Source organism: Polaromonas sp. (genome assembly GCF_018780625.1).
Classification (GTDB): Bacteria; Pseudomonadota; Gammaproteobacteria; order Burkholderiales; family Burkholderiaceae_C; genus Polaromonas.
Map to the genome: position 1 here is coordinate 1 of NZ_JADMJK010000209.1, position 10,091 is coordinate 10,091.

At 64.0% G+C, this 10,091-nt stretch carries 8 protein-coding genes; 6 read left to right on the forward strand and 2 right to left on the reverse strand.

Annotated features, from left to right (window positions below; genetic code table 11):
- The 3 genes from apbC to IV091_RS15380 form a co-directional block, all read left to right on the forward strand.
- The coding region (apbC, locus tag IV091_RS15370; protein WP_293470133.1) for an iron-sulfur cluster carrier protein ApbC at positions 1 to 776 on the forward strand (776 nt) is incomplete at its 5' end.
- A 116-nt stretch (positions 777 to 892) separates the two neighbouring features.
- On the forward strand, positions 893 to 2,539 hold the full coding sequence (locus IV091_RS15375; protein WP_293470134.1) for an OFA family MFS transporter: 1,647 nt from the start codon (positions 893 to 895) through the stop codon (positions 2,537 to 2,539).
- Between the two features lie 111 nt (positions 2,540 to 2,650).
- Positions 2,651 to 3,598 carry a LysR family transcriptional regulator gene (locus tag IV091_RS15380; RefSeq protein WP_293470135.1) on the forward strand — a complete coding sequence of 316 codons (948 nt, stop codon included), beginning with the start codon at positions 2,651 to 2,653 and terminating at the stop codon, positions 3,596 to 3,598.
- Positions 3,599 to 3,672: 74 nt separating this feature from the next.
- Here IV091_RS15380 and IV091_RS15385 read toward each other — a convergent pair whose 3' ends face one another.
- Both IV091_RS15385 and IV091_RS15390 read right to left on the reverse strand, forming a co-directional pair.
- A complete protein-coding gene (locus IV091_RS15385) occupies positions 3,673 to 4,659 on the reverse strand; it encodes a tripartite tricarboxylate transporter substrate-binding protein (RefSeq protein WP_293470136.1) in 987 nt (328 codons plus the stop codon).
- A gap of 17 nt (positions 4,660 to 4,676) precedes the next feature.
- Complete coding sequence (locus IV091_RS15390) at positions 4,677 to 5,267, reverse strand: carboxymuconolactone decarboxylase family protein (protein ID WP_293470137.1); 591 nt, start codon at positions 5,265 to 5,267, stop codon at positions 4,677 to 4,679.
- Between the two features lie 276 nt (positions 5,268 to 5,543).
- Between IV091_RS15390 and IV091_RS15395 the strand changes: the two genes are divergently transcribed.
- The 3 genes from IV091_RS15395 to IV091_RS15405 all read left to right on the forward strand — a co-directional run.
- Positions 5,544 to 6,749, forward strand: a complete 1,206-nt coding sequence (locus IV091_RS15395; protein ID WP_293470138.1) for a cyanophycinase — start codon at positions 5,544 to 5,546, stop codon at positions 6,747 to 6,749.
- 116 nt (positions 6,750 to 6,865) lie between these two features.
- Positions 6,866 to 8,653, forward strand: a complete 1,788-nt coding sequence (locus tag IV091_RS15400; protein ID WP_293470139.1) for an NADH-ubiquinone oxidoreductase-F iron-sulfur binding region domain-containing protein — start codon at positions 6,866 to 6,868, stop codon at positions 8,651 to 8,653.
- Positions 8,654 to 10,091: molybdopterin-dependent oxidoreductase (locus IV091_RS15405; protein WP_293470140.1), on the forward strand; the 1,438-nt coding region annotated here is incomplete at its 3' end. It abuts the gene before it with no gap.

A 10,091-nucleotide genomic window follows, 5' to 3' on the forward strand; every position in this document is an offset into this window, starting at 1 on the left:
GCAAGGGCGGCGTGGGCAAGAGCACCACCGCCGTCAACCTGGCGCTGGCGCTGGCGGCCGAAGGCGCCAGCGTGGGCCTGCTCGATGCCGACATTTACGGCCCCAGCCTGCCGATGATGATGGGCATTGAAGGCCGGCCCGAAAGCACCGACGGCAAAAACATGGAGCCCATGGAGAACTACGGCCTGCAGGTCATGTCCATCGGTTTCCTCGTCGCGCAGGACGAGGCCATGATCTGGCGTGGCCCCATGGCCACCCAGGCGCTGGAGCAGCTGCTGCGCCAGACCAACTGGAAAGACCTCGACTACCTGATCGTCGACATGCCCCCGGGCACCGGCGACATCCAGCTCACGCTGAGCCAGCGCGTGCCCATGACCGGCGCCGTCATCGTCACCACGCCGCAAGACATTGCGCTGCTGGACGCCAAAAAAGGCATCAAGATGTTCGAGAAAGTCGGCGTGCCGATCCTGGGCATTGTTGAAAACATGGCCGTGCATATCTGCAGCCAGTGCGGCCATGCGGAACACATCTTTGGCGAAGGCGGCGGCAAGAAAATGGCCGCCGACTACAACATGGACTACCTGGGCGCGCTGCCGCTGGACATGCAGATTCGCCTGCAGGCCGACAACGGCAGGCCCACCGTGGTGGCCGACCCCGATGGCGACGTGGCTGCGATCTACAAGGCCGTGGCCCGCAAGGTGGCCATTACCGTGGCCGCCAAGGCCAAAGACTTTTCGTCCAAGTTCCCGACCATCACGGTGTCCAAAAACACCTGACCGGCTGGCGCTAAACGCGCGCCGCGGTAATCTGCCGTATCACGCCGCCCGCTCCGGCGGCGTCCTTCATTCGGGCGGGCCGGTTTCTTTTTTAAAACTTTTCAGAACCCATCAACATGGCAGTTTCTTCCCCGGGCTTTCTGGACAAGGAACGGATCATTGCCGGTCCGGGCTTTAACCGCTGGCTGGTGCCGCCTGCGGCGCTGGCCATCCACCTGTGCATTGGCATGGCCTACGGCTTTTCGGTGTTCTGGCTGCCGCTGTCCAGGGCGCTGGGCATCAAGGAGGCCATCCAGTGCGGCCCGGAAGTGGGCTTTTGGGCCGAGCTGTTCACGACCCAGTGCGACTGGAAAATCTCCACGCTGGGCTGGATGTACACGCTGTTTTTTGTGCTGCTGGGCTCGTCGGCCGCCATCTGGGGCGGCTGGCTGGAGCGCGCGGGTCCGCGCAAGGCTGGTGTGGTGTCGGCGGTCTGCTGGTGCGGCGGCATGCTGATTTCGGCCCTGGGCGTCCATCTGCACCAGTTCTGGCTCATGATTCTGGGCTCCGGGGTCATTGGCGGCATCGGGCTGGGCCTGGGCTATATCTCGCCGGTTTCCACGCTCATCAAATGGTTTCCCGACCGCCGGGGCATGGCCACGGGCATGGCCATCATGGGTTTTGGCGGCGGCGCCATGATTGGCTCGCCGCTGGCGGCTGACCTGATGAAGCACTTTGCCACGCCCTTTGACGCCGGCGTGGCGCAGACCTTCGTGGCGATGGCGCTGATCTACTTTGTCTTCATGATGGCCGGCGCCCTGGCCTACCGGGTGCCCGAAACCGGCTGGACGCCTGCAGGCTGGACGCCGCCCCCGGCGCAAGCGGGCAACGCCATGATCACGCAGCGCCATGTGCATGTCAAAAAGGTCTGGGGTATTCCGCAGTTCTGGCTGCTCTGGATGGTGCTGTGCATGAATGTGAGCGCGGGCATCGGCGTGATCGGCATGGCCTCGCCCATGCTGCAGGAGGTGTTTGGCGGCGCGCTGATTGGCGTGAACCAGAAGTTTGGCGAGCTCGACAAGGTGCAGCTGGCCGCCATTGCCAGCGTGGCTGCGGGCTTCACGGCGCTGCTGAGCCTGTTCAACATTGGCGGGCGCTTTTTCTGGGCCAGCCTGTCCGACAAGCTGGGCCGCAAGATGACCTATGTGGTGTTTTTTGTGCTGGGGGGCGTGCTGTATTTTGGCGTGCCGGGCAGTGCGGCGGCGGGCAACATCGTGCTGTTTGTGGCGGCGTTCTGCATTATTTTGAGCATGTACGGCGGCGGCTTTGCCACGGTGCCGGCTTACCTGGCCGACCTGTTTGGCACGCAGATGGTGGGCGCCATTCATGGCCGCCTGCTGACCGCCTGGGCGACGGCCGGCGTGCTGGGCCCGGTGGTGGTGAACTACATGCGCGAGTACCAGCTGGGCCTGGGCATGGCGCGCGAGCAGGTCTATAACCAGACCATGTACATCCTGGCCGGCATGCTGATGGTGGGCCTGGCCTGCAACCTGATGGTGCGGCCTCTGGCCGACAAGTGGTTCATGACAGACGTCGAGCTGGCCGAAGAAAAGCGGCTGGCGCACGAAAAAGCCTCTGCCTCGGCGTTGCAGCGCGGTCAGGCCAATGGCGGCTCCGGTGCGGTCAGCCCGGCGCTGGTCGTGCTGGCCTGGCTGGCGGTGGGCTTTCCGCTGGGCTGGGGGATTTACCGCACACTGCAAAGCGCTGCAAAATTCTTCAATTGAGCGTTTTTTGCAGACAGGGCTCCCATGACGCTTGGTGCCTGTCTGCCTGTCTGCCTGTCTGCCTGACGGCAAAGCCGCGGCCGTCGCCAGCCTCAACCGGACCCGTGTGAAATGAACCTTACCTCCCTGCGCTACCTGGTCGCCCTGAGCGAGCACCGGCATTTCGCCCGTGCCGCGCAGGCTTGCCACATCACCCAGCCCGCGCTGTCCAACGCCTTGCGGGCGCTGGAAAAAGAGTTTGGCATGCCCATCGTCAAGCGCGCCCGCAGCTACGCCGGGCTGACGCCCGAAGGCGAGCGCGTGCTGGCCACCGCCCAGCGCATGCTGCACGAGCATGCGTTGCTGCAGCAGGAACTGGCCAGCAGCGCCAACCATCCCCAAGGCCGGCTGCAACTGGGCGTGGTGCCCACCGCCGTGCCGGTGGCCGCGCGTTTCGCCGCCATGCTGCAGGCCACGCATCCGGGCATTGCCCCGGTGGTGCGGGCGCTGAGTTCGCAGGAAATTGAAGAAGGCCTGGAAAACCTGTCGCTCGACCTGGCGCTGGGCTTTACCGGCCGGCTTAAAAAAGGCGGGCCGTTTGCCGTGCTGCCGCAGTACGCCGAACATTATTTTCTGGTGCGCCGCCTGCAACATCCGGCCCGCGCTGCAGGGGCCGAACTGCGGCTGGGCGCCGCCATGCGCTGGGTGGACGCCGCGCAATTGCCGCTGTGCCTGCTGACGCCCGAGATGCACAACCGCAGCCTCGTCGATCAGGCCTTTGCCCAGGTCGATGCGGCGGTGACGCCGGTGATGGAAACCAACTCAGTGCTCACGCTGGCCCTGAGCGTGCTGGCCGGCGATGTCTGCAGCGTGCTGCCCGGCGCGCTGGTCGGCGCGGTGCGCAGCCAGGGCGAACTGGAAGCGCTGCCGCTGGTGGAGCCGGAAATGGTGACGCCGGTGGGGTTTATCTACCTTGCCAAGGCCAGGCCTTCACGGGTGCTGGAGGCGGCGCTGGGGTTGGCGCGGGATGCGCGGTGGTTGCGGGAGGTGGCGCGGCATAGCGGGGCGCTGGGGGCTTGAGGCAGGCGGCCCTCGTTCGGGGTGCTGCTGCTCGGCCGCACCACTACCGCTCGCTGCGATTCAGCAAGCGTTGCTCAGTTGGCCTGCACGCCGGCCTTGATCAGCAGCCCACCGAGCGTATCGACTTCGTTTTTCAGGTGCGCGCGCAGGGCCTCCGGGCGGGCGCGGTCGGCGCTGACTGCCGAGATACCCATGCCATCCAGGCGCTTGCGGACATCGGGATCGGTCACCGCCTTTTGCAGGGCAGCAGACAGCTGGTCCAGCACCGGCTTGGGGGTTCCCTTGGGGGCATACAGGCCGAAGGAAATGTTGATGTCAAAGCCCTCAACACCGGCTTCGGAAATCGCCGGTACCTCCGGCAAGGATGGCAGTCGTGCCCTGCCCGCCGCCGCATAGGCCTTGATCTTCCCGCCCTTGACCGCCGGCACGGTGCCCGAAGTCTGATCGCACAGGATGTCCACCTGCCCGCCCATCAGGTCGTTCAGGGCCGGGCCCGTGCCCTTGTAAGGGATTTCGTTGAGCTTGACCTTCAGCGTGCTCATCAGCATCAGGCCGCACAGGTGCGAGGCTGAGCCCACGCCGGCATGGGCGAGGCTGACCTTCGATGGGTTGGCCTTCAGGTAGGTCACGAATTCGTTGAGGTCTTTAGCCGGGAACTCGTTGCGCGAAAGGATCAGCATCGGGCCGGTGGTGGCCGAGCCGATGGGCTCGAAGTCATCCACCGGGTGGTAGGGCAGGTTCTTGAACATCGCCAGGCTGGTGGCATGGCTGACGTGAATCATCAGCAGCGTGTAGCCGTCGGCCTTTGACCGTGCGACCTTGGCGCTGCCGATGGTGCCGGACGCACCGGCCGTGTTGTCCACAACGATGGTCTGGCCCAGCGTTTTTTGCATCGCGCCGGCCATCACGCGGGTCACGACGTCGCCGGGCCCGCCGGGCGCATAGGGCATGACCATGGTGATCGGATGCGAGGGGAAGTCTTGCGCGCCCGCAGTGAAAGCGGCGGCGGCCAGGGCCAAAGCCAGGCAGGAACGAACGGTGTGTTTCAGCAGGCGTGACATGAGGGGGTTTCCGGGTTTCAGGCCAGCAGACGCTGGCGGATTTCGCCAGGGTCCAGCACTTCCAGCGGCGGCGCAGCGCCCCCGGGGATGCTGCTCTCGGTGGCATTGAGCAGCATGGACACCATGACGTAGGTGCCTGACAGCACGGTCAAATCGATCACGGACTGCTCACCCATGGCGGTCACGGCTTCTTGCCACAAGGCGTCGCTGACGCGGTGATTCAGCGTCAACTGGACGCAGTAGTCGTACACCAGGCGCTCGTCGTCCTGCATGGATGACGGGCGCTGGCACTTCTGTAACTCGCGCATCACGGCGTCGGACAAGCCGGCGCGGCGGGCGATCGTTTCATGCGCCCACCACTCGTACTGGGCGTTGGCGATGCGCGCCTGGATCAGGATGGCGAATTCATTGAGTCGCTTGTTGACGGATGTCTTGAAGCGCAGGTAGTCGAGCAGGTCGAAGCACCGGCGCGCCATGTCGGGGCTGCGCAGCAGGGCGTTGTAGGGCCCACCCAGCGCGGCGCTGGATACCTTCAGGATGTCATCGGCCAGCGGCCGGACTTCAGGTGCGAGTTCTTCGTAGCGGACTTGGGTGAGGCGTTCAGGCATGTCCGGATTCTAGACAGGGAATATCCAGGATTCATGGTGAATACCCTGAGGCATTCGAACGTTCCGGCCCCTCACCGGGCGTTGCCCCGGGTCCGCGCTTGAGGTTTGCAGTAAGTACGCCAGAGTGGATTGGACCCGAACTTGTCCATCATTGATATTTCTCATGCTCAGGCCTCTACGCGTCTAATTTAATCACCAGCGCGAGACTACATTTGCAGCGGCAAGACCAGTCTTGTTTGTCTGGATAAGCGCCGTTTCCTGAGGAGACCTGTGATCATGAATACATCCGTCCTTTCCAGTCTGATGACGTGCGGGCTATCGAGACGAGTTCTGGCCGGTTGGGTGACGGCTGTGGTGCTGGCGGCCGCGTTTGGCAGCGCCACGGCAGGCGGCAAGCCCTACAGCTATTTCGTCACGGGCAATGCGCAGGCCCCGATAGCGGCAACGCTGAAAGCGCCGTCTACTTCGTCAATCGTGCTGATGGGCGGCGGTCCTGATGTGGACGAGGCATTCCGCTGGATGATCACCAGAGCAGGCATCGAGCCAGGCACAGGCGGGCGTTTCGTCGTGATCCGCGCTACCGGCACTGACGCTTACGATCCTTATATCTATTACAGCGATGCGGCTCTGACAAGATCAAGCACCGTCGCGGATCAATGGGTCGGCGGTGCATCCCTCGGACTGACCTCGGTTGAAACGCTCGTGATTCCCAGCATTGCAGCCGCAAACGATGCATTCGTCAATTCTGTCGTCGGCAAAGCGCATGCGGTGTTCATTGCGGGTGGCGATCAGAGCGACTACATCAAGTACTGGAAGGGAACGAAGCTCGATCAGACCCTGAGCGGGCTGATGCAGAACAATGTTCCGATGGGCGGCACCAGCGCGGGGCTGGCCGTCTTGGGGCAGTTCGACTTTGCCGCGCTCAAGGGGACTGTCACGTCCACCCAGGCCCTGGGCAATCCCTATAACAAGTACATGACACTGGATCCAGACCCGCTGAGCCTGACGGGCGGTTTTCTGGCGCCGCCAGCCTTGGCCAACACGGTTCTTGATTCCCACCTTGACAGCCGGGATCGAATGGGGCGACTGATTGCGTTTGTTGCCCGGCTGGTTGCGCCCGACGCTGGTTTCGGTTGTCCGGGCGGAATACTGGCGTCAGGAACCAACAGTGCGGCCACCGCGCGCGGCATTGGCGTGGATGTCGAGACGGCCTTGCTGGTGCAAGGGAACAAGAGCAGCAGCGCAGCCTTTACCGCGCGCAGAGTGACGAACCCGTCCACCACGACGCAAAGCGCAGTCTATTTTGTCCAGCCGCTAAACCCACCCACCGTGTGTGGTTCGGGCAAGCCTTTGACCATGACGACGGTTGAGGTTAAAAAACTTGCCGACTCCGCTACCATTTTCAACTTGTCCGACTGGTCTGGCCTGACGGGGTACACCGTCGATGCGATTTCTGGCGCGTTGACGTCGTCCCCGTATTGAGGGTTCTGGTGCGCGCTAATGCCAGAAATTCAGAGCCGCACCCGTCATTCACAAATTGAATCACCCCATACGCCGATTCAATTTGACGCGGCGGCCACAGCAAGCCACAGTGCTGCATGAACCCTTCCAGCCAGAATTCCGCCCTCCCGGCCGTCACTATCGCCACGGTGGACGAATTGCGGGATCGCATCCGGCGCAAAAGCAAGCTCAAGGGCCGCCAGGCCGATGAAACTTCGCTCGAAGAGGTGCGCGTGCTGATTGGCGAGCGCCCGGCTGAAGGCCATCGCCGTGACCTGCTGATCGAGCATCTGCACCGGCTCAATGACGCGTACCGCTGCCTGCACGACCGCCACCTGGTGGCGCTGGCCAAAGAGATGAACATTCCGATGGCCGAGGTGTATGAGGTGGCGACGTTCTATCACCACTTTGAAGTCGTCAAGGGCGATGACGCCGCGCCCGGCCTATTGGTGCGGGTGTGCGACGGGCTGGCTTGCGAGATGGCGGGGGCGCAGGACTTGCTGGCGCGCTTGCCGGCCTTGCTGGGCGCCGATGTGCGGGTGGTGGCCGCGCCTTGCATGGGCCGGTGCGAACAGGCGCCGGTGGTGGTGGTGCACCAGACGCCGGTGCCGTTTGCCACGCCTGAATCCGTGGTTTATGCATCAAATACGGACCTGGCCCAATACTCACGGGAACAAGCAGCTATTAATTTCGTAGCGTCTGACTGGGCGGAGAAAAGCATTCCGCCGCTGTCGGGCCACACCGGTTACGCCACCTACCGCGCCCACGGCGGCTACGCGCTGGCGGCGTCGCTGGTCAATGGGGAAGAGGACGCCGAGCGCGTGCTGCAGACCATGGAGGATTCGGGCCTGCGCGGCCTGGGCGGCGCGGGCTTTCCGGCGGGGCGCAAATGGCGCATCGTGCGCGGGCAGTCCGCGCCGCGCCTGATGGCGGTCAACATTGACGAGGGCGAGCCGGGCACCTTCAAGGACCGTACCTACCTGGAGCGCGACCCGCACCGTTTCCTCGAAGGCGTGCTGATTGCCGCGCAGGTGGTGGGCGCTGAGGCCTGCTACATCTACCTGCGCGATGAATACCACGGCTGCCGCGCGCTGCTGCAAGCCGAAATCGCCAAGCTGCAGGCCGACCCGCCTTGCCCCTTGCCTTTGATCGAGTTGCGGCGGGGCGCGGGCGCCTACATCTGCGGCGAAGAGTCGGCCATGATTGAAAGCATTGAAGGCAAGCGGGGCGAACCGCGTATGCGGCCGCCCTACATCGCCGAGGTGGGCCTGTTTGGCCGGCCCACGCTGGAGCACAACTTCGAAACGCTTTACTGGGTGCGCGACATTGTGGAGAAGGGGGCCGGCTGGTTCAGCAGCTTTGGCCGCAACGGCCGCAAGGGGCTGCGCAGTTTCAGCGTGAGCGGGCGGGTAAAGAGGCCGGGCGTCAAGCTGGCGCCGGCCGGCATCACGGTGCAGGAGTTGATTGACGAATACTGCGGCGGCATGGCGGACGGCCACCAGCTCTATGCCTACCTGCCGGGCGGCGCGTCGGGCGGCATCTTTCCGGCCAGCCATGCCTGTTTGCCACTGGACTTTGACACCTTGCAGCCGCACGGCGGCTTCATCGGCTCGGCCGCCGTCATCGTGCTGGGCCAGCATGACAAGGCCCGCGATGCAGCGCTGAACATGATGCGGTTTTTTGCCAACGAGAGCTGCGGCCAGTGCACGCCTTGCCGCGTTGGCACCGCGAAAGCCGCGAAGCTGATGGAGGCGCCCCACTGGGACAACGCCACGCTGGAAGACCTGAATGCGGTGATGACCGATGCGTCGATTTGCGGCCTGGGGCAGGCGGCGCCCAACCCGGTGCGCTGTGTCCAGAAATATTTTTCCCATGAGGTGGCCTGAATGAACGCACCTGCCAAGCTTGCTGAAGTCGCACTGCCCACCGTCGCCTTCACGCTCGATCATCAAACAATTCACGCCTTCGAGGGCGAAACCATCCTCAAGGCCGCCGAGCGCCACGGCGTGGAGATTCCGCATCTGTGCTACCAGGACGGCCTGCGCCCCGATGGCAACTGCCGCGCCTGCGTGGTGGAAATTGCGGGCGAACGCACGCTGGCGCCGAGTTGCTGCCGCAGCGTGACGGCGGGCATGCAAGTGCAGGCGCAGAGCGAGCGCGCCGTGAAAAGCCAGAAGATGGTGCTGGAAATGCTGCTGTCGGACATGCCGGAGCGGGGCTACAAGTGGAATGAACAGGATGAGTCGCTGCAGCACGGTGAACTCAGCGACTGGGCCGCGCGCATGGCGGTCACGGTGCGGCCTGAACTCAAGGCCCTGCGCCGCGAGCAGCCCGCAGCCGACCTGTCCCATCCCGCCATGGCGGTGAACCTCGACGCCTGCATCCAGTGCAAGCGCTGCGTGCGCGCCTGCCGCGAGGAACAGGTTAACGACGTGATCGGCTTTGCGCTGCGCGGCGCGCACAGCGAAATCGTGTTTGACCTGGACGACGCCATGGGCGACAGCACCTGCGTGGCCTGCGGCGAATGCGTGCAGGCCTGCCCGACCGGCGCGCTGATGCCCAAGACGCACATCGGCTCGCAAATCGTCGATAAAAAGATCGATTCGGTTTGCCCGTTCTGCGGCGTCGGCTGCCTGCTGACCTACAAGGTCAAGGACAACAAAATTGTCAGCGTGGATGGGCGCGACGGCCCGGCCAACCATTCGCGGCTGTGCGTCAAGGGCCGCTTCGGCTTTGACTATGCGCACAGCCCGCAGCGGCTGACGGTGCCGCTGATCCGCAAGGCGGGCGTGGCCAAGGACCCGCAAGCCTTGCAGGCGCTGAACCGCCACACGGCAGACTGGTCGGAGGTGTTTCGCGAAGCGACCTGGGACGAAGCGCTGGCTTTTTCCACCGGCGCGCTGAAAAATCTGCGCGACACCCAAGGCAAGAAATCGCTGGCCGGTTTTGGCTCGGCCAAGGGTAGTAATGAAGAGGCTTACCTGTTCCAGAAGCTGGTGCGGACCGGCTTTGGCAGCAACAACGTGGACCATTGCACCCGGCTGTGCCATGCGTCGAGCGTGGCGGCGCTGCTCGAAGGCGTGGGTTCTGCGGCGGTCAGCAACCAGGTCCATGACGTGGCCAACGCGGGCCTGATTTTTGTCATCGGATCGAACCCCACGGGCAACCATCCGGTAGCGGCCACCTGGATGAAGAACGCGGCCAAAAATGGCGCGAAGATCGTTTTGGCCGACCCGCGCATAACCGACATCGGCAGGCACGCCTGGCGGACGCTGCAGTTCAAGGCCGACACCGATGTGGCCATGCTCAATGCGCTGATTTACA